This window comes from Thermostichus sp. MS-CIW-34, from assembly GCF_054060435.1.
In genome coordinates this window covers 79,000-98,572 of sequence record NZ_JBSSDE010000002.1, presented here as the reverse complement: position 1 = coordinate 98,572, position 19,573 = coordinate 79,000, and the positions used below count along the sequence as shown (strand labels likewise).

17 protein-coding genes are annotated in these 19,573 nt (G+C 58.9%); 13 read left to right on the top strand and 4 right to left on the bottom strand.

Annotated elements, in window-relative coordinates; all coding sequences use genetic code 11:
• Positions 1-18: 18 nt before the first annotated feature.
• The 3 genes from ACVWYY_RS01330 to ACVWYY_RS01320 form a co-directional block, all read right to left on the bottom strand.
• The gene (locus ACVWYY_RS01330) at positions 19-1,542 is read right to left on the bottom strand and encodes an AAA family ATPase (RefSeq protein ID WP_238376975.1); all 1,524 of its coding nucleotides are present in this window, start codon (positions 1,540-1,542) and stop codon (positions 19-21) included.
• A gap of 219 nt (positions 1,543-1,761) precedes the next feature.
• Positions 1,762-2,808: a thiamine phosphate synthase gene (locus tag ACVWYY_RS01325; protein ID WP_457439340.1), complete on the bottom strand. Its 1,047-nt coding sequence runs from the start codon at positions 2,806-2,808 to the stop codon at positions 1,762-1,764.
• A gap of 109 nt (positions 2,809-2,917) precedes the next feature.
• Entirely contained in the window at positions 2,918-3,253 is a 336-nt protein-coding gene (locus ACVWYY_RS01320; protein ID WP_011433411.1) for a hypothetical protein, read from the bottom strand.
• A gap of 101 nt (positions 3,254-3,354) precedes the next feature.
• Between ACVWYY_RS01320 and ACVWYY_RS01315 the strand changes: the two genes are divergently transcribed.
• The 6 genes from ACVWYY_RS01315 to ACVWYY_RS01290 all read left to right on the top strand — a co-directional run bounded on the left by ACVWYY_RS01315 (position 3,355) and on the right by ACVWYY_RS01290 (position 12,854).
• Positions 3,355-4,572, top strand: a complete 1,218-nt coding sequence (locus ACVWYY_RS01315; protein ID WP_457439380.1) for a lipid-A-disaccharide synthase-related protein — start codon at positions 3,355-3,357, stop codon at positions 4,570-4,572.
• A gap of 88 nt (positions 4,573-4,660) precedes the next feature.
• A complete protein-coding gene (locus ACVWYY_RS01310; RefSeq protein WP_457439338.1) occupies positions 4,661-6,508 on the top strand; it encodes an NAD(P)H-quinone oxidoreductase subunit F in 1,848 nt (615 codons plus the stop codon).
• 12 nt (positions 6,509-6,520) lie between these two features.
• Positions 6,521-8,086 (top strand): NADH-quinone oxidoreductase subunit M, encoded by a 1,566-nt coding sequence (locus tag ACVWYY_RS01305; protein WP_457404013.1) that lies wholly within the window; start codon positions 6,521-6,523, stop codon positions 8,084-8,086.
• Positions 8,083-9,276, top strand: coding sequence for an RNA-guided endonuclease InsQ/TnpB family protein (locus ACVWYY_RS01300; RefSeq protein WP_457439336.1), 1,194 nt, complete (start codon positions 8,083-8,085; stop codon positions 9,274-9,276). Before ACVWYY_RS01305 ends, ACVWYY_RS01300 begins: the two co-directional genes overlap by 4 nt.
• Before the next feature lie 325 nt (positions 9,277-9,601).
• On the top strand, positions 9,602-11,317 hold the full coding sequence (locus tag ACVWYY_RS01295; protein ID WP_457439334.1) for a succinate dehydrogenase/fumarate reductase flavoprotein subunit: 1,716 nt from the start codon (positions 9,602-9,604) through the stop codon (positions 11,315-11,317).
• 139 nt (positions 11,318-11,456) lie between these two features.
• Positions 11,457-12,854: an aspartate aminotransferase family protein gene (locus ACVWYY_RS01290; RefSeq protein ID WP_011429583.1), complete on the top strand. Its 1,398-nt coding sequence runs from the start codon at positions 11,457-11,459 to the stop codon at positions 12,852-12,854.
• Between the two features lie 33 nt (positions 12,855-12,887).
• Here ACVWYY_RS01290 and ACVWYY_RS01285 read toward each other — a convergent pair whose 3' ends face one another.
• Positions 12,888-13,571: a hypothetical protein gene (locus ACVWYY_RS01285; RefSeq protein ID WP_457439332.1), complete on the bottom strand. Its 684-nt coding sequence runs from the start codon at positions 13,569-13,571 to the stop codon at positions 12,888-12,890.
• 309 nt (positions 13,572-13,880) lie between these two features.
• On the opposite strand from ACVWYY_RS01285, the gene purF reads away from it, so the two are divergent.
• The 7 genes from purF (at position 13,881) to ACVWYY_RS01250 (ending at position 19,562) form a co-directional block, all read left to right on the top strand.
• A complete protein-coding gene (gene purF, locus ACVWYY_RS01280) occupies positions 13,881-15,509 on the top strand; it encodes an amidophosphoribosyltransferase (RefSeq protein WP_457404326.1) in 1,629 nt (542 codons plus the stop codon).
• Between the two features lie 52 nt (positions 15,510-15,561).
• Positions 15,562-16,086 carry a peptide deformylase gene (def, locus tag ACVWYY_RS01275; RefSeq protein ID WP_414330398.1) on the top strand — a complete coding sequence of 175 codons (525 nt, stop codon included), beginning with the start codon at positions 15,562-15,564 and terminating at the stop codon, positions 16,084-16,086.
• A gap of 11 nt (positions 16,087-16,097) precedes the next feature.
• Positions 16,098-16,520: a thiol-disulfide oxidoreductase DCC family protein gene (locus ACVWYY_RS01270; RefSeq protein ID WP_457439330.1), complete on the top strand. Its 423-nt coding sequence runs from the start codon at positions 16,098-16,100 to the stop codon at positions 16,518-16,520.
• Between the two features lie 230 nt (positions 16,521-16,750).
• The gene (locus ACVWYY_RS01265) at positions 16,751-17,125 is read left to right on the top strand and encodes a DUF1257 domain-containing protein (protein WP_457439328.1); all 375 of its coding nucleotides are present in this window, start codon (positions 16,751-16,753) and stop codon (positions 17,123-17,125) included.
• A 9-nt stretch (positions 17,126-17,134) separates the two neighbouring features.
• Entirely contained in the window at positions 17,135-17,344 is a 210-nt protein-coding gene (locus ACVWYY_RS01260) for a DUF2997 domain-containing protein (RefSeq protein WP_457439326.1), read from the top strand.
• Positions 17,341-18,036, top strand: a complete 696-nt coding sequence (locus ACVWYY_RS01255; RefSeq protein ID WP_457439324.1) for a helix-turn-helix domain-containing protein — start codon at positions 17,341-17,343, stop codon at positions 18,034-18,036. The genes ACVWYY_RS01260 and ACVWYY_RS01255 overlap by 4 nt, the downstream gene beginning before the upstream one ends.
• Positions 18,033-19,562 carry an Hsp70 family protein gene (locus tag ACVWYY_RS01250; RefSeq protein ID WP_457439322.1) on the top strand — a complete coding sequence of 510 codons (1,530 nt, stop codon included), beginning with the start codon at positions 18,033-18,035 and terminating at the stop codon, positions 19,560-19,562. The genes ACVWYY_RS01255 and ACVWYY_RS01250 overlap by 4 nt, the downstream gene beginning before the upstream one ends.
• Positions 19,563-19,573: the final 11 nt, after the last annotated feature.

The following is a 19,573-nucleotide window of genomic DNA, read 5'->3' as shown; positions in this document are numbered from 1 at the left end:
TTTCACCCATTCTGAATCTCAAGAAGAGGCAAAACACTGCTTCATCTCCTGCAGCACCTGGGCATCTTGAGAGGCCGTTCTCGCGCCCGCTTGAGCAGCCCAGCACTTAAGACTCTCGATTTGGTCGCGGGCAATCGAGGCCAAAGGCACGGTTTCGCGGATGGCCTGCAGGATATCTTCTTGGGTAAAGTCCCGCCGGGCGCCGCTGCCACTGCCCCCAAAGGCGTTGTACATGGCATCTACAATGGCTTGCTCGATCTCGGCACCACTGAAATCCTGAGCTGCGGCTGCCAAAGCTTCCAGGTCAAATTCTCGCAGGCGGCTGGGGCGCAACCGCTGCAAATGCACCCGGAAGATCTCTTTGCGCTCAGCGTGGGTGGGCAGGTTCAAGAAGAAAATCTCGTCAAAGCGGCCCTTGCGCAACAGCTCTGGCGGCAGCAGCGGCACGTTGTTGGCAGTGGCCACAATGAAAACGGGGCTGGTCTTCTCCTGCATCCAGGTAATCAGGCTGCCAAACACCCGGCGGCTGGTACCAGAATCTCCATCGGCACTGCTGGTGATGTTGCCAAAGGCTTTGTCGATCTCGTCGATCCAAAGCACGCAGGGGGCCATCGCCTCCGCCAGTTGGATCATCTGCCGCACCCGGCTTTCCGACTCGCCAACGATGCCGGCAAACAGCCGCCCAGCATCCAACCTCAGCAGGGGCAGCCGCCACTCATTGGCGATGGTCTTGGCGGAGAGGGATTTGCCGGTGCCCTGGATCCCGACCAGCAGCACGCCTTTGGGGTTGGGCAGGCCATAGCGCCGCGCCTCTTCGGTAAAGGCTTCCTGGCGCACCCGCACCCAGGCCTTGAGATTATCTAGGCCCCCCACGCTTTTGAGGGTCTCGCGGGCGGTGAAAAACTCCAGGATGCCGGTTTGGCGGATGGCCTGCTTTTTTTCCTCTAGCACCAGGTCGATATCGGCTTCATTGACCTCCTGCTTGGCGGCCAAAGCGCGGGCCAAAACGCGGCGAATACGTTCTCGGCTCAGCCCTTGACAGGCTTTGACCAGTTGCTCGCGGGCTAGAGGGGTAAGCTTGAGCTTATCTGGAGCCACATAGAGCTGGATGAGGCGGCTGATCTCTTCGCTGTTGGGCAGGGGAATATCGACGACGGTGATCTCCTCCGTCAGGTCGCTGGGCACTTCCAGGGTGTGGCTGAGCAGGATCAGCATCTTGCGGGTGCGCTTGAGCTCGCGGCTGAGGTTTTTCAGCTCCCGGATGATGGGAGCGTTTTTGTCGCTGCTGGCGTTGCGCAACACAAAGTGCAGATCCCGCAGCACAAACAGGGTGTCCTCGTTGGGGGCAGAGCGCCACACCCGCCCCAGAGCTGCCATGATGGAGCCCCGATCCTCGCCTGTATCTTGCCAGCCCCGCACCAAGTCCCAGAACAACAATTGCCGCGGTGGGTCTGTCCGTCTGGCTACTTGGGTTAGCACGGCATCGGCAGGCTCTTCTTCTGGAGAGACCAAGTAAACCAGGGGGTAGCGGGCCCGGATCATCAAATCCAGCTCTGTCACCAGCCCTGCTTGCAGCTCCGCCGGGATCTCGACCAGGGCAGGATCCCTGCTGTCTGGATTTGTTTTTCTTGCGGCTTCTGTCATCGCCTCTGGAGTTTAGAACATCCTTACTTCATCTTCCTCTCACTTGTTCAGAAACCATTTGGATTGGAACAGCCAATAAGCAGCAAAATGCTCACGGTTGAGCTTCACGGTTGATCTTTAGGATAGGGCAGGGATCCCTTGCAGTTCGGCCAGCATGGTGCGGGCTGTCTGGGTGGGATCGGCAGCTTCCATCAAAGCCCGCACCACAGCTACACGGGTGGCCCCAGCTCGACGCACCTCGGGTAGGTTGTGGGGATCGATGCCGCCGATGGCAAACCAGGGCAGGTAGGCTTTCTCGGCAGCCAGGCGCACGTACTCCAGGCCGGCAGGGGGTTTCTCCGCTTTGGTGGGGGTGGGGTAAACGGGGCCGACGCCGATGTAGTCCACGTCGCTGTTCAGGGCTTGGGCCAACTCCTCGGCATTGGTGGTGGACAGGCCAATGAGCCGCTGGGATCCCAGGAGGTGCCGAGCTTGGGCGACCGGCAGATCCGTCTGGCCCAGGTGTACCCCATCAGCCTGGCTGACCAGAGCCAAGTCCACCCGGTCGTTGACGATCATCAGCGCCTGGTAGCGGTCGCACAGCTGCCGCAGCTGTTTGAGATCCCGCAGCATCTCGCCGTCGGGGAGGTTTTTGCGGCGATATTGCACCAGGGTCACCCCGCCCCGCAGGGATTTTTCCACCACCTCTAGCCAGTGGGGCACAGGGCTGGTCACCAAATAAAGATGGGCTGCCAGGAGACGCTGCCGCAGGGATCCGCCCAGCAGTTCACTTTCCAGGACGTAGAGCCGATAGCGCATGTCTTTGGCCAGCTTGGCCAGGCCAGGGGCCACCCAGTGGTGGGATTCGGCCAACTTGCCGTATTCTTCTAACACCCGCAGGGCTTCTTGCACACGGCTGCAATTGGCTTGCAAGAGGTGGCGGAGATCCCGCCGTTGCTCCTCTTGGGGGTGGGAGATCTGGGTGCCTGGATCGGCGGGGGTATCGCGGGCCAAACGCAGGGGATCGCTGTGCCAGCGGGCTAGGGCTTGGCGCATGGCCTTGCATTCGGCAGAGAGCTCTCCCTCTTCCAGGCCGAAACGAAACCATTCTTCCAATACCCGTAGTCCTTCACGAGCTCGATCGAGGTTGGCATCCAGAATACGGGCGACGGCCTGGGGTTTCATGTTCCCTATACGTGGGAAGAGAGTTGCTTAATTTTTACCAAAAAAATGCGCCTAAAGCCCCGTCCTACCCTTAGCCGGAAGCAAGTCAGTAGGGTGGAGAGTAGTCAATTCACTGTAAATCGGAATGGTTTCCCTGAGGCTGTCCTTGGCCCTGAGGAGAAAGAGGGTGATGCCATAAGGCGTTAAGAAAGGCTTGCTGCGGCGTGTGTCCCCAGGCGAAGGCCCGTGGGCCGGCCCCTTCCGGCAAGTAGGCCCAAGCATAGCGCTCGCAGGCGGGAAAGTAGCGGATCTCCCACCAAGTTCCCCCTACAGGCACATCTTTCACTGCCCGCAAGAAAGGGCCGCGATGGCGGGCGAGGCGCTCTTCTATAAAGTAGGGGCCTTCCAGCTGAAGGGCTTCTACCGCTGCAATAAGCTCGGCTCGTTGTCGCTCATTTCGGATCATCTCCCGGGTTCCCCTCTTGGATTGGCTCTATTCTATGAGGAGATTTCTGGTGAGCTGGGGGATCCCTCTTGATTCAGCCCAGATTGCGCCTACGGCAAGCTATGGGAACCCAATGGAATCCGACAAACCCACCGCAGGTGCTGTGTCTGAGCAATGGACACGGGGAAGATGAGGTGGGCAGTCGCCTTGCTGTTGCCCTAGTCCAACTGGGGATCCCGGTGCAAGCCTTGCCGATTGTGGGAGAAGGGACAGCCTACCAACGCCAAGGGATCCCCCTGCTGCCCATTGCCCAGGTGATGCCGTCGGGGGGGTTTATTTATCAGGATTGGCGGCAGTTGTGGCGGGATTTGCGGGCCGGTTTGCTGGGGCTGACGGGGCGGCAATTGGCGTTGGTTCGGCGGGCAGCAGCCCAGAGGAACCTGGTGCTGGCCGTGGGGGATATTGTGCCCTTGCTGATGGCATGGTGGAGCGGGATCCCCTACGTCTTTGTGGGCACGGCCAAGTCGGACTATTACTGGCGGGATGAAGGGGGTCCCTACCGACGCCCCTGGATCCCTTTTGGGCAGCCGATTTCCGATTACCTGCCCTGGGAGCGCTGGCTGATGGCCCACCGACGCTGCCTGGGTTCTTTTTTGCGGGATGAGCTGACGGCTACAGCTTTGCAAAAACGGGGCCTGAGGGCCTTCTACCTGGGCAACCCGATGATGGATGGCCTAGAGCCACGCGGGGCATTGCCTTTGGATCCCCACCGGCCGGCCTTGCTGCTCTTGCCCGGATCCCGTCCGCCGGAAGCCTATCGCAACTGGGCCCTGATGATGCAGGTGGTGGAGCGGCTCCCAACGGAGCTGCAAGTCTATGCTGCCCTCAGCCCCAACCTGGAGCGAGACCCGCTTCAGGCTTGGATCCCATCTCAGCGCAGCGATGTACTTCTGGTTTGGGGGGACTTCGGGGCCTGTGCCCAACGAGCAACAGTGGTGCTGGCCATGGCGGGAACGGCTACCGAGCAATGTGTAGGCTTGGGAAAACCGGTGGTGACCCTGCCGGGAGAGGGACCGCAGTTTACCCCGCGCTTTGCCGAAGCACAGACTCGTCTTTTGGGATCCGCCGTCCACCTGACCTCAGTGGAGCAGGCTCCCGCCGTGGTTGGCCGGATTCTGGAACGCCTGGCCGCCGATCCCAACTACGCGGCTGAGTTGCGGGCCCATGGACGCCGCCGCATGGGATCCCCAGGGGCCGCCCGGCGCATTGCCGCTCAACTTCGAGATTGGCTCAAGCCATCCGGCCCGGTTTTGGAACCGTTCGAGCCAGACACATTGTGAAATATATTGTGAAATGGGGAGCAGGTCGTTAACAGGCCCGACTTATTGCTGTTAAGTTTAGTTTTCCGTTTTTAAGTATTTGATGGCCTTGAACCTTCTTTTGGGGTTGGAGAGCAGTTGGTGGATCCCTTGCTATGGGTGGGCGGGAACAGCTTTGGCCATTCCCTGGGCAACGGGGTGGGTCAAGCGCAGTGGCCCGCGCCCGGCAGCTTACCTCAACATCCTTCTGACTTTTGCCGCCTTTGCCCATGGCCTTTGGCTGTTGCGGCAGGTTTGGGGTCGGGATCCCCAGATCCTGAACTACCTCTGGTTTCGGGTGGCCGATCTGGATTTGACCCTGTCTTTGGAGATCTCGCCCCTGACAATGGGGGCCGTCGTCTGGATCAGCGGTTTGAGCTTGCTGGCCCAGATCTATGCGCTGGGGTATTTGGATAGGGACTGGGGCCTGGGTCGCTTTGCCGCTCTGATGGGCTTTTTCGAGGGGGGAATGACAGGGATCGCCCTCAGTGACTCGCTGTTTTTCAGCTATGCCCTGCTGGAGATGCTCACCCTTTCCACCTATTTGCTGGTGGGCTTTTGGTACGCCCAGCCTCTGGTGGTGACGGCGGCGCGGGATGCGTTTTTAACCAAGCGGGTAGGGGATCTGTTGCTGCTGATGGGGGTGGTGGCGGTTTCCAACTTTTCCGGGGCCTTGACGTTTTCCGACCTGCGGGACTGGGCGGCTACGACTAGCTTGGATCCGGCTTGGGCGGCTTTGATGGGGTTGGCTTTGATTGCAGGGCCTTTGGGGAAATGCGCCCAGTTTCCGCTGCACCTGTGGCTGGACGAGGCGATGGAAGCGCCTAACCCGGCCTCGATCCTGCGCAATTCGGCGGTGGTGGCCTGCGGGGCTTTTGTGCTGATTAAGCTGCAACCGCTACTGGCCCTATCGCCGATTACAAATGGGGTCTTGGTGGCCATCGGCACGATCACAGCCCTGGGCGGATCCCTGGTGGCCTTGGCGCAAATTGACCTCAAGCGCACCTTTTCCTATTCCACCAGCGCCTACTTGGGGTTGGTGTTTATGGCAGTGGGGATGCAGCAGCCGGATTTGGCCCTGGAGTTGCTGCTCATGCACGGCTTGGCTAAGGCGCTGCTGTTTATGGGGGTGGGATCCCTCATCTACACCACTGCTACCCAAAACCTGACGGAATTGGGAGGGTTGCGCAGCCGCATGCCGGCCACAGTTGCCGCCTTTGCGGTGGGATCCCTGGGGATGGTGGCTCTGCTGCCGCTGGGGTGCTTTTGGACGCTGACCCGCCTGGCGCTGGTCTACAGCGGGGTGCAGCCGGCCCTGGTGGGGGTGCTGCTGCTGGTGAATGGGCTGACGGCTCTCAACCTGGCGCGGGTGTTTGGCCTGGTCTTTTTGGGATCCCCTCAACCCAAAACCCGCCGGGCCCCTGAGGTGGGCTGGCTGATGGCTCTGCCCATGGGCATCCTGACGGTGCAAACCTTGCTCATGCCCTGGCTGTTGGGGCGCTGGGGGCTCTATCCCGACTGGAACCCGCAGCTGAGGTGGATGGCGGCTCTGCTGACGGCTGCTGGGCTGGTGGGGGCAGCCATTGGCGGCTGGCTGTACTGGGGGGACCAACGGAGGGTATATCTGCCCTGGCCGGAGTTGCAGGATCTGCTGGCCCACGACTTTTACACGGGGCACCTCTACCAAGCCCTGGTGGTGCAACCGGTCAGCGCCCTCTCCCGCGGATTGGAGTGGCTGGATCGCAACGGAGTGGACGGCTTGGTGAACGGGGTGAGCCTGGCCTTTTTCTTCAGCGGCGAAGCCCTCAAGTACACCCTGTCGGGGCGGATGCAACTCTATGTGCTGGTGATTGTCATCGGGATGGTGTTGGTTACAGCTTGGCTACTGCGTTCGCCCCATTTGGGGTTGGCCTATTGATGGGAGAGAGCCATGTTGAGCCTTTTGATTGGGATCCCGTTGTTGGGGAGCATCTTGATTGGGTTGATTCCCGAGCAGGCGGGGAAGGGCTTGCACCGGGCTTTGGCCTTGGGGTTTGGGTGGGTTTTGTTTGGCCTGAGCGCGGGGCTGTTGCTGATCTTTGACCCCCACCTTGGATCCCTGCAATTGGCGGAAAGGATGGCCTGGATCCCCCAGTTGGGCTTGGTTTATGAGGTGGGAGTGGATGGGATCTCTCTGCCTTTGGTGGTGATGACCGGGCTACTGGTGTTGATGGCTATTTGGGCCAGCGGCCAGGTGGAGCGGCCCCGCCTCTACTACAGCTTGGTGCTCATGCTGGCGGCAGCGGTGGCCGGAGCTTTTTTGGCTCGGAATTTGCTGCTGTTTTTCCTGTTCTATGAAGTGGAGCTGATCCCCCTGTATTTGCTCATCGCCATCTGGGGAGGGCCGCGCCGCACCTATGCCGCCACCAAGTTTTTGGTTTACACCGCTCTGTCGGGGATCCTCCTCTTGATTGGCTTTTTCGGCCTCAGTTGGCTGAGCGATGCCCACAGCTTTACCTATACCGTCCTGCAGGCTCACCCCTTGCCCCTGGTGCAACAAACCCTGTTGCTTATTCCCATTCTGCTGGGGCTGGCCATCAAGATCCCCTTGGTTCCCTTCCACACTTGGCTGCCAGATGCGCATGTGGAGGCTTCCACTCCCATTTCCGTGTTGCTGGCGGGTCTGCTTTTGAAGTTGGGCACCTACGGCCTGGTGCGCTTTGGCCTGCAGCTCTTGCCGGATGCCTGGGATCAAGCCGGGCCTTGGCTGGCCGGTTGGGCGGTGGTTAACGTGCTCTATGGATCCCTGAACGCCTTGGTGCAGCAGGATATGAAAAAGCTGGTGGCCTACAGCTCCATTGCCCACATGGGCTACATCCTCTTGGCTGTAGCAGCAGCCACTCCCCTCTCCCTGGTGGGATCCATCTTTCAGATGGTCAGCCATGGCCTCATCTCCTCGCTGCTGTTTCTTCTGGTGGGAGCCGTCTATGCCAACACCGGCACACGGGATCTCAAGCTGCTGCGGGGATTGCTCAACCCGGAGCGGGGCTTACCGCTTATTGGCAGCTTGATGGTGCTAGGGGTGATGGCCAGTGGCGGCACACCGGGCATGGTGGGCTTTATAGCTGAGTTCACCCTCTTTCGGGGCAGCTTTGCCGTCTTTCCCCTGCAAACGCTCCTGTGCATGGTGGGGACGGGATTGACGGCGGCCTATTTTCTGCTGATGGTGAACCGTGTCTTTTTTGGGCGCCTCTCGCAAGTGGCCATAGCCATGCAACGCCACGCCACTGAAGAGCGCCTGCCTGCTGTTGTTTTGGCAACGCTGGTGGTGTTACTGGGCCTGCAGCCTAGCTGGGCAACCCGCTGGGTGGAGTCCACCACCTTGGCCTTGGCCAAGGCTAACCTAGCTGGTGTTGCAGGACTGGTCACTGCCTTTCAGCTAGAAATCGCAGGAGCCCCGCACTGTACCCGTAGGGTCAGTGTCGGGAGGAATGCGGAAGTTATGATAGAACCATGACCCAAGTCCTGACCGTCTCCTGCAAGCTCAAGGTGTCCCAGTCCCAGGCCGCCAAATTGGACGCGACAATGGATGCCTTTGTGCAGGCGTTGAACTGGGTCAACCAAAACACACCAGAAAAAGTAGTCAACGCAGTCAAACTCCAATCCCTTTGCTATTACCAGATTCGCGCTCGGTTTGGCTTGTCCAGTAATCTGGCCCAGCAGGTCTGCAGACGGGTGGCAGGCGCTCGCAAAGCGGCGAGACAGCGCAACCGTCCAGTTAAAGAGTTCAAGCGTAGGTTCGTTACCTACGATGCACGTATCTTCTCGTTTCGCGAGAAAGACTGGACAGTGTCGCTTGCCACGGTTGATGGAAGAGAACGCTTTGAGCTAGCCATTGGCAACTACCAGAGGGGAATGCTGGCTGGCTCTAACCCCAAATCGGCCACCCTAGTCCAGCGGAAGGACGGCTCCTACTCCATCCAGATTTGTGTCGAGGCAGAGCCCCCCAAGCAACAGAACACCGACAAGGTGATTGGTGTTGACCTGGGACGGCGAGACATTGCACATACCTCTGAAGGAGACAACTGGAATGGACAGCAGCTGAACAAAGTCCGAGATCACTACTGTCGGTTAAGAGCGTCTCTTCAGGGCAAGGCCAGTAAGGGCACCCGCAGTTGCAGGCGGCGATGCCGTCAACTGCTGCAACGGCTGTCTGGCAAAGAGAGACGCTTTCAAGCTTGGGTGAACCACAGTATCGCTAAGCGCATCGTTAAAGCAGCTCAATCTCTTTCTGCCTGCATTGGGATTGAGGACTTGAGCGGCATTCGAGAACGCACCAATCAACACCCCCGCAGTCGTGAGGAGCGGCGGCGTAGCAATAGCTGGGCGTTCTACCAGCTGCGGCGGTTTATCGAATACAAGGCTGTGAGGGCGGGTGTCAAAGTGGTAGCTGTCCCTGCGGCCTATACCTCGCAGATCTGCCACAAGTGCCTGCATATTCATCCCGACTCCGCTCAATCCTATCGCAAGGGTAAGCAGTTCAAATGCGGGCACTGCGGTTGGGAAGGGGATGCGGATTTTAACGGTGCGAAGGTGATTGCGCTTTTGGGGGCTGCCGTAAACCAGCCTAGAGGTTCGGGCCTGTTTTGTTCTCTGGTAGAGCAGAGCAGGCTCAGGGCTACTGAAAGCCTGCTCCGTACCGCTTAGCGGTCGGAGCCGGGTAGTTTACAGATCAGAGCTTTGCGGGATACTGCCATTCTGTTTGGCAACGAGCAGGATGCAATCGCTGCAGCCCTGGGCAACAGTGTATGGCTTCGCCATGCAAGCCATAGCCATTCCAAACTGGATTGGGACACTCCCCAAGCGTTCCGCGCTGCTTCCGCGACCACTCCCAGGGGAAGAGGGAAGTTAGGAAGCGATGCAACTTAAAGCTGTTCGTCAGCTGCTGCTGGAGAGGCTGCTGGGGCCGGCCATAATGGGAAAACGCCATCCTGGCTGTGGCGGAATCCTTTGCGAGAGCTTGCCTGCATCCATGCTGGAACACGACATTGTCATCATTGGGGGAGGGCTGGCCGGTTGCCGAGCGGCTTTGGAGGTTATGCGACGGGATCCCAGCCTCGACCTGGCCTTGGTGTCCAAAACCCATCCCATTCGCAGCCACTCGGTAGCAGCCCAAGGGGGCATTGCCGCCGCCTTACAAAATGTCGATCCGCAAGATTCCTGGGAGGCTCATGCCTTCGATACCGTCAAGGGATCCGACTACCTAGCGGATCAAGATGCGGTGGAGATTCTGGCCCGGGAAGCCCCTGAGGTGATCATTGACCTGGAACACCTGGGGGTCTTGTTCTCCCGCCTGCCGGATGGCCGCATTGCCCAGCGGGCCTTTGGGGGACACAGCCACCCGCGCACCTGCTATGCCGCCGACAAAACTGGGCAGGCCATTCTACACGAGTTGGTGAGCAACCTCAAGCGCTTTGGGGTCAAACTCTACAGCGAATGGTATGTGCTGGATCTGATCCTGGCAGAAAACCAAGCCCAGGGCGTGGTGATGTTGGAGCAGGCCAGCGGGCGGCTGGAAGTGCTGCGGGCCAAGGCGGTTATGTTGGCTACAGGCGGCTATGGGCGCATCTACAACTCCACTTCCAACGACTTTGCTTCCACCGGCGATGGCATGGCAATGGTGGCGCGGGCCGGCCTGCCTCTGCAGGATATGGAGTTTGTGCAGTTTCATCCCACGGGCCTGTATCCGGTGGGGGTGTTGATCTCAGAGGCAGTGCGCGGAGAGGGGGCCTATCTGATCAATGGGAAGGGGGAGCGCTTCATGGCCGCCTATGCCCCCAGCCAGATGGAATTGGCCCCACGGGACATCACCTCGCGGGCGATTGTTACGGAGGTGCGGGCCGGGCGCGGTATTGACGGCAAAGATTTTGTCTACTTAGACCTGCGGCATCTGGGGGCAGAAAAGATCCACACTCGGCTGCCCTTCTGTTGGGAGGAGGCCCATCGCCACTTGGGCATCGATGCGGTTGTCGATCCCATTCCGGTGCGACCGACGGTGCACTACTGCATGGGCGGGATCCCGGTGACGGTGGAGGGGCAGGTACTGCGGGATGCCCAAACCCGTGTGGAAGGGCTGTTCGCTGCCGGTGAAACGGCCTGTGTTTCGGTGCATGGGGCCAACCGGCTGGGCAGCAACTCTCTCCTGGAGTGCGTTGTTTTCGGGCGGCGCACAGGGGCAGCCATGGTAGAAGCCGTCAGAGGTCGAGCCTTGCCGAAAGTGGACGAGGGATCCCTACTCAAACAGGCCGCCAGCCGGATTGCCGGGCTCCTGGAACGATCAGGGAAGAGCCGCATTGATCAGGTGCGGAGGCAATTTCAAGATTGCATGACCGAGCATTGTGGGGTCTACCGCACCGAATCGGTTCTCCAAGAGGGGATCCAAAAATGGCAGCAGATCCGCCAGCGTTACGAGCGGGATTTGCGCTTGGACGATCGGGGCAAGGTGTGGAACACCGAGCTGATCGAAGCGCTGGAGCTGGACAACCTCATGACGGTGGGGGCCTTGATCCTCGCCAGCGCCCTGGAACGGCGGGAAAGCCGTGGCTCCCACGCGCGGGAAGATTACCCCCAACGGGATGATCAACGGTTTTTACAACACACCTTGGCTGCCTTTCGCGAGGGATCCCCTCAGATCAGCTATCGCCCCGTGGTGATCACCCGGTTTCCCCCTCAGGAGCGAAAATACTAACTTTCCAGAGGCCTCCCAGGCCGATTAGGATTGCTCTATCGTTCCCGTTAGCAGGATGGAGCCCCTTTCAAAATTATCCAATATCTAGGGATTCTATCTTCGCCAGCTTGAAATCTCGTCTACTGCCGGAGGGCCAGCCATGCAAGAAACCCTGGAGAAAGCAGCCGTCGCCCTGCAAGCGGAGCTGAATCTGGAGCCTTTTTGGATGCCCTTTACGGCCAATCGGCAATTTAAGGCCAACCCGCGCCTGTTGGTTGCCGCCCGAGACATGTATTACACCAGCCACGATGGCCGCCAAATCCTAGATGGGACTGCCGGGCTGTGGTGTGTGAATGCCGGCCACTGCCGCCCCCCAATTGTGGAAGCGATCCAACAGCAGGTGGCCCAACTGGACTACGCCCCAGCTTTTCAAATGGGCCATCCCAAAGCCTTTCAACTGGCAGAGCAGCTCATCCAGCTCACTCCTGCCGGACTGGATCACGTTTTTTTCACCAACTCTGGCTCTGAGGCGGTGGATACGGCCCTGAAAATGGCCATCGCCTACCATCGCTTACGCGGACAGGGATCCCGGCAGCGGCTGATTGGCCGGGAACGGGGCTACCACGGCGTTGGCTTTGGGGGCATCTCGGTCGGGGGCATCTCCAACAACCGCAAGTTTTTTGGCAGCCTCATTCCCGGAGTGGATCACCTGCCCCACACCCACAACCTGGAGCAAAACGCCTTTAGCCGCGGCCTGCCTCGCTGGGGATCCCACTTGGCAGAAGACTTGGAGCGGATCGTCGCTCTCCACGATGCCAGCACGATTGCAGCGGTGATCGTAGAGCCGGTTGCCGGTTCAACGGGGGTGTTGCTGCCGCCGGTGGGCTATTTGGAAAAGCTGCGGGCCATTTGCGACAAATACGGCATTCTGCTCATCTTCGACGAGGTGATCACCGGCTTTGGGCGTCTGGGATCCCCTTTTGCGGCCAATTACTTTGGGGTGGTGCCGGATCTGATTTGCTGTGCCAAGGGCCTCACCAATGGCACCATCCCGATGGGCGCAGTGATCGTCAAGCAAGAGATCTACAGCGCCTTCATGGAGGCTGCTGGTTCCGCTGATGACCTGCACCGTCCAGGGGACAACAGCAGGACGCTGTCCTGGAGCCCCATCGAGTTTTTCCACGGCTACACCTACTCCGGCCACCCAGTTGCCAGTGCCGCCGGCTTGGCTACCCTGAACCTGTATCGAGAAGAAGGCTTGTTCGAGCGGGCTGCCAACCTTGCCCCCCTCTGGGAAGAGGCTCTCCATTCCCTGCGCGGCTTGCCTCATGTCATCGATGTGCGCAACCTCGGCTTGGTGGGGGCAATTGAATTGGAAGGGATCCCTGGCCGACCGACAGCGCGGGCTTTTGAAGCTTTTTTGCGCTGCTACGAACGTGGGGTATTGATTCGCACTACAGGTGATACCATTGCCCTTTCCCCGCCTTTGATCATCGAGGAAGCCCATATTGAACACCTGATCGCCACCCTGAAGCGAGTTCTTCAAGAGCTACCTTAGTCCTGAATCGACAAGAGAGACTGCCTGAGGGAGTTAGAAGCTTCTGGGGCTGGGCGTCGGCGAAGGACTGGGAGAGGGACTGGGTCTGGGCGAAGGAGATACCGAGGGAAAGGGATTGGGGGTGCCGGTCGGCGTTGGCGAAGGGGAGGGACTGGGCGCGGGCAACACCCGCAAGGGAGCTTTGGCCGAAGCGATTCGGCCCTGGGTATCCGCCACCATTGCCGTCACTTCATAATCCCCGGTGGGAGCAGAAGCAGGAATGGTAATGGGGATGGTGCCGATGCAGGTTTTGCTGTTGGGCTGACAGCCGACGGCAGCGGCAGTGAAATCAAAGGTGAGGGTGAGGGGGCTTTGCCGGATTTCCACCCGGAAGCTGATGCCGGCCCCCAAACCTGCAGGAGTCGTCACGGCCACCAGCACGTTGAAGGGTACCGTCTGTCGCGCGTCCGTCAGGGCCACCACGGCAATCGAAGGCGGCTCTGCTGCAAAGGAAGCAGTGGGAGAGGGGCTGGGAGTGGGGAAAGGATTAAAGAGGGGAGTGGAAGTGGGGGTTGGGGTGAGCAGCGGCGTAGGGACAGGACTGGGGATGACGAAAGGAGTGGGCGTTGGGGCCACCACCGAGATCGGCGTGATGGTAACCGCAGGCTGTTCGCGGGCATCTTCCTGGCAGGCCACCAGTGACAACGACAGAAGAGCGGCCACACTGGTTTTGATCACAGGGGCTGCTAACGTCCAGCTCTGACGGAACCTATGGGGCTGCTGTCTCATGGGCTTTGACTCCTCACAACGCAAAGCTATGGGATCCTGCCGGTTCTGGGAGAGCCGAGCCTTGGTGGTGTCCAACTCAAAAACTCGGCCAGGCTGCTTCTCAGCCACAGCAGCGCTTACACGCTGCTAACACTATAGATAGAGTCTTAGCTTTTTGCAAACCCCACCTGTGGACTCCCCCTTTGGGAGTGAAGCCAGATAGAGGGGAATGACCTGGGCCGAGTTAGACTGGTAAGCGTGACAGCAAGACGAGGATCCATGGCAGCAAGGGCGGGAGCAGAACCATCTTCTGGCTGTGGAGAAGCAGAGGGGCAGACTGCCGTTGGCGTTGATGCCCTGTACCCCTCAGAAAACATCAGCGGGGCGGGGTATGCCCGGGAAGAGCTGCAAGAGGCTTGCGGGGTCTTTGGCATCCTGGCTCCAGGAGAGGAGGTGGCCAAGCTGGCCTACTTTGGCCTATTTGCCTTGCAGCATCGCGGCCAAGAATCGGCAGGGATCGCCACTTTTGAGGGATCCTTTTGCCGGGTTCACAAGGCGATGGGCTTGGTCTCCCAGGTCTTCGACGAGGTGAACTTGGCCCAACTGACCGGGGATCTGGCGGTTGGTCACACCCGCTACTCCACCACTGGATCCAGCCGCGTGGCCAATGCTCAGCCGGTGATCGTGGAGACTCGCCTGGGGCCGCTGGCTCTGGCCCACAACGGCAATTTGGTCAATGCGGAAGAGCTGCGGAAGGAACTGGAGGCCGCCGACCGGCACCTAACCAGCAGCACCGACTCCGAGTGTATTGCCCACGCCATTGCCCAGGCGGTGAACCAAGGTCAAGATTGGATCGCGGCCACTTGCCAAGCTTTGCGCCGCTGTCAGGGGGCTTTTAGTCTGGTGATCGGCACGCCAGAGGGCCTGATCGGGGCACGGGATCCCTATGGGGTGCGTCCGCTGGTGTTGGGGCTTTTGAGCAGCAACCCCGCTCTGGATGAGCTGCTGCAGTCAGAGATGCTGGAGATCATCTGCAGCGACGGCACCCTCAGCCACCCCGAGGCCGAGCCGCTGCATTACGTGTTGGCTTCAGAAACCTGTGCTTTGGATATCATTGGGGCCGACCCTCTGCGGCAGGTGGAGCCGGGAGAGTTGGTGTGGATCAGCCGTCAGGGGCTGCAATCGGTGCGTTGGGCGGAGGCCACCCCCAAGTTGTGCATCTTCGAGATGATCTACTTCGCCCGCCCCGACAGTTGGATGCATGAGGAAAGCCTCTACTCCTACCGGGTGCGTTTGGGAGAACAACTGGCCAAGGAGGCCCCGGCAGAGGCCGACTGGGTGATCTCCGTTCCCGATTCCGGCACGCCGGCAGCCATTGGCTATGCTCGCCAGTCGGGGATCCCTTACACCGAAGGGCTGATCAAAAATCGCTACGTGGGCCGCACCTTTATCCAGCCCACCCAATCCATGCGGGAGCGGGGCATTCGCATGAAGCTCAACCCCCTGGAGGACGTGCTGCGGGGGAAGCGGATTGTTATTGTGGACGACTCAATTGTGCGGGGCACCACCAGCCAGAAAATCGTCAAGGCCCTGCGCCAGGCGGGGGCTACCCAGGTCCACATGCGCATTTCCAGCCCCCCGGTCACCCATCCCTGCTTCTACGGCATCGATACCGATAGCCAGGATCAGTTGATTGCTGCCCAGCATTCCGTAGAGGAAATCGCCGAGAAGATTGGAGTGGATTCTTTGGCCTACCTGAGCTGGGAAGGCATGCTGGCTGCCACGGGCCGGGATCCCAACTCGTTCTGCTCCGCTTGCTTTACCGGCCACTACCCCATCCCCATCCCAGAAGGGCTGAAGCGCTCCAAGCTGGCCCTGGAACTGGTGGCTACTGGCAAGAGCCGCTAGGCTGCTCATGGATCCCCGCTAGACTGAGAAGAAGAATTGCTTGGGGCAAGCCATGACTTTTCGCCTACGCCAATTGGGGGATCCCATCCTGACGCAAGTGGCCGAGCCGGTGACGGAGTTCAAAACGCCGGCCTTGCAGGATCTTATAGAAGGTATGCTGGCTACCCTGAAAGAGGCGCAGGGGGTGGGCTTGGCTGCTCCTCAGGTGGGATCCCTGCTCCAAGTGCTGATCGTGGCCTCTCGTCCCAATCCCCGCTACCCGGAAGCGCCGCAAATGCAGCCTCTGGTGATGGTTAACCCCCGTCTGCTGGCTTGCAGTTCTGACCAGGTGCTGGGTTGGGAAGGCTGCTTGAGTGTGCCCAATTGCCGTGGTCTGGTGGCCCGCGCCCGCGAAGTGGAGGTGGAGTATTACACTCCAGAAGGCGTTCAGCAAAGGGTGGTCTGGCAGGATTTTCCGGCGCGGATCTTTCAGCACGAATACGATCACCTGATGGGTCGGGTGTTCCTGCAGCGGCAGCCTCGGCAACTGCTTACCGAAGCCCAGTACCAAGCCCAGATTTTGGGTCAGCCCGCCTGAGGGATCCCACCATGCCCTACATGGTTATCTACGACGGCCTCTGCAACCTCTGTGCCACCGGCGTTCAGCTCTTGGAGCAACTGGATCGCGGACGGCAGTTTTGCTATGCCCCCATGCAAGATGCTTCTACCCTGGCCCAATGGGGGATCCCACCGGAGCAGGTGGAGCTGGGGATGATTCTCATCGATCTGGAGCACTCAGAGCGCCGCTGGCAGGGATCCGCTGCCATTGAACAAATTGCCGCCCTTTTGCCGAGCGGGGAGGTGTGGCTGGCTCTGTACCGCAACTTTCCTGGCTTGAAGGTTCTGGGGGATCGAGGCTACGAACAGATCCGGGATCACCGCTACGAGTGGTTTGGCCGCCGCAACACCTTGTATTTGTCTGCCTACCCTGCTTGTGTTGCCTGCCGGGATCCCTTGGCTGACAACCCATAATGCTTGGTAATGCTTGCCCTTATCCAGCTACCTGAACTGAAGGAGGCCGATAGGAGAGGGGCTGTACTTAAGGGATCCCTTGACGAGGGATACATTACTCCTGAGTGTTTAATAATTTTTAACTCACCTCATTGGTAAACAGGATGTGTTTGTGTGTCAGGAACACCTTTTCGGCCCTGAGAAAGCTGGCCTAGGATGGGGCTGTACCTCTTTGCCGAGGGATCCCTGCTGTGTCTCACTTTACTAGCATCAAAGTTCAGTTCAAAAACAAGGAAATCCTCAAAGATGTTTTGGTTGCCCAAGGCCACGAAGTCCTAGAGAACACCTACGTCCGGGGCTATCAAGGGAATCGCACCCGGGCAGACCTTGTGGTCAGGCGCAGCAACGGCTATGACATCGGCTTTCGCCAGCAAGGGGACAGCCTGGAAATGGTTGCTGACTTCTGGGGGCTAGGGATAAGCGCTGAGTCCTTCCTAGCACCGATCCGCCAAGAGTACACCCGTAGACAGCTCCTGGCAACGGCAGCAGAGAAAGGATTCACCGTAGAGTCGGAATCTGTGGATGAACAGGGTCAGATCAAGATCGTACTGGGGCGCTGGGCATAGGGAGGCATTATGGCTGAGTATCAACAGGTGGAATATACGATTGACAAGGAAGGCAATCTGATTGAGCGAGTGCTGAATGTCAGAGGGAAAGGTTGTCTTGAATTAACCGAAGAAATAGAGAAGGCTTTGGGTAGGGTCGAAAAAAGAGAGCTTCTGCCCGAATACAACCAGGTGCCCAATGTTGAGGAAATTGAAGAGCGCCAAAAGGAGTGGTTATGACCTTCTGGAACTCCTTTTTGCACTTTCGGAGTTTACTTACAAAGCTCAGCAGCCCTAGCATGAAGAGTCACGATGCTTTGTTGCGCAATCTAATGCAGAATGCTGGCATTACTGCCTGGAAAGAACTCCGAAAGAGGGCAAAGCTAGGTCAGGGTGCTCTTAATGCTTTACGCAACGGCCAAGCCGAAAAGCTAAAGCTGGCCGATCTGGATCGAGTGGCCACTGTCTTGGGTGTGCCGCTCTTGAGTCTAATTCAGGACTTTGGCACGACTGATACTCCATTCCCAGAATTTCAGGAAACCCTCCAGGAAGTACAGCGGCTGCGTAAACAGCTAGAGACGCAGGAAAAACATCTGCGCCATCAAATGCAGACTGAGCTTGTCGAGAAGCTTAAGCCCTTGCTGATACAATACCCCACCTTACAACAGGTTGTTGAGCGGCGACCAGATTATCCTGCTCAGCAAGTTTTGGCTTTGCTAGCCTCTCTTGGCAATTTGTTAGAAGATTGGCAGCTAGAACCCATTGGCCAGGTGTGGCAGCAGGTGGCCTACGATCCCGAAAGCCATCAAGCTGATGAAGATGATATTCAAGTGGGCGAGCCAGTTTATGTTCGATTTGTAGGATATCGGGCTAGGGATCAAGTTTTAGTTCGAGCCAAAGTCAGTCGCACTCTACCTTCCTTGGCAGCATGACGACGTTGGCTATTGATTTTGGCACTTCCAATACGGTGGTCTGTGCCTACCAAAACCAAAAACCCCTTGCAATCGATATACCAGGGATCACCCACCGCTACGACGGCAGCCCCCCTCTAATTCCCTCGGTTCTCTTTGTCGGCCAAAATCAGCAATTTTTGATTGGGGCACCTGCCCAGGCCAAACGGGATCCCAAGCGCCTATTCAAAGGCTTTAAGCGGGATCTCTCTCAACAATTCCAGCCGGCTCCAACCTATGTGGATGGACAGGCCTACACAGCCCAAGAGGCCACGCGGATCTTTCTGCAGCAGCTTCTTGCCAAACTCCAGGCAGAGGGCTGGCAGCCCGATAAGGTGATCTTGACCGTGCCGGTGGGAGCCTACGAGGGCTATTTGCACAACCTGCAAGAGGTGTTTGGCTCCCTAGGGATCCAACAGGTCGTGTTCCTCGACGAGTCCACCGCGGCTGCTTTGGGCTACGGGATCCAGGAGCCGGGATCCCTGATTTTGGTGATCGATTTGGGGGGCGGAACTCTCGACCTCTCTTTGGTCAAAATCTTGAAGCCAGAGCAGGGCACTGCTTACCGAGCTGAGGTCATTGCCAAAACTGACCGGGCCTATGGCTGTGGCGGCGTCGATATCGATATCTGGATTGCCGAATGGGTGCTGGAGCAGTTGGGCCGCAAGCGACAGCAGGTCCCGGCCAGCAGCTTCCAGGTTCTGTGCGAGGTTGCCGAGCGGCTCAAGATCCGCCTCTCCAGCCATTCTCAGGCCAGCGAGGCCTGGCTGGATGAAGACTCCTTTGAGACCCACACTTTAACGCTTCAGCGCGAGCAACTCCAGGAGCTGTTGGAAGAGCGCGGCCTGCTGACGCGGCTGAGAGAAGCCATCGATGAGGTCATCGAGAAAGCCCACAATAAAGGGATCTCTAAACGAGATATCCACCAGGTGGTGTTGGTGGGTGGCACCAGCCTCATCCCAGGAGTGCAGCATCAGGTCATTAGCCTCTTTGGCCGCGACAAGGTCAAGTACCACAAGCCGTTTGAGGCAGTGGCCCACGGCGCTCTGGCCTTCACCCAGTTTGCCCGCCTTCAAGATCATCTCCGCCATACCTATGCCCTGCGGCTCTGGAATCCCTATTTGCAGGCGCCCGACTTTTTCCCTCTCTTTAAGAGCGGCACGGCTTATCCTGCCACGGTGGAACTGCCTCCCTTGCAGGCCAACGCCAATGGGCAAAGCCACATCAACCTGGTGGTTGGTGAGATGGCCGAGGAAGGGGCAACTGAGGTTGTTTACGATCCCAACGGTCGGATGCAGATCCGCAACAGCACCGCAGCTTCTAGCTTTCGTCCCCTTGGGATCCACAACCAGCTTTCCATTCCCCTCAAGCCGCTAGGGCGGGTGGGAGTGGATCGTTTGCAGGTCACCTTTGCCGTCGATGCCGGGCGAACTTTGCGGGTAACGGTAGTAGATTTGCAAACTCAAAAGACCCTTATGCAGCAGCAGGTGGTTGGAAGGTTAACTTGAGGTTAGGGATG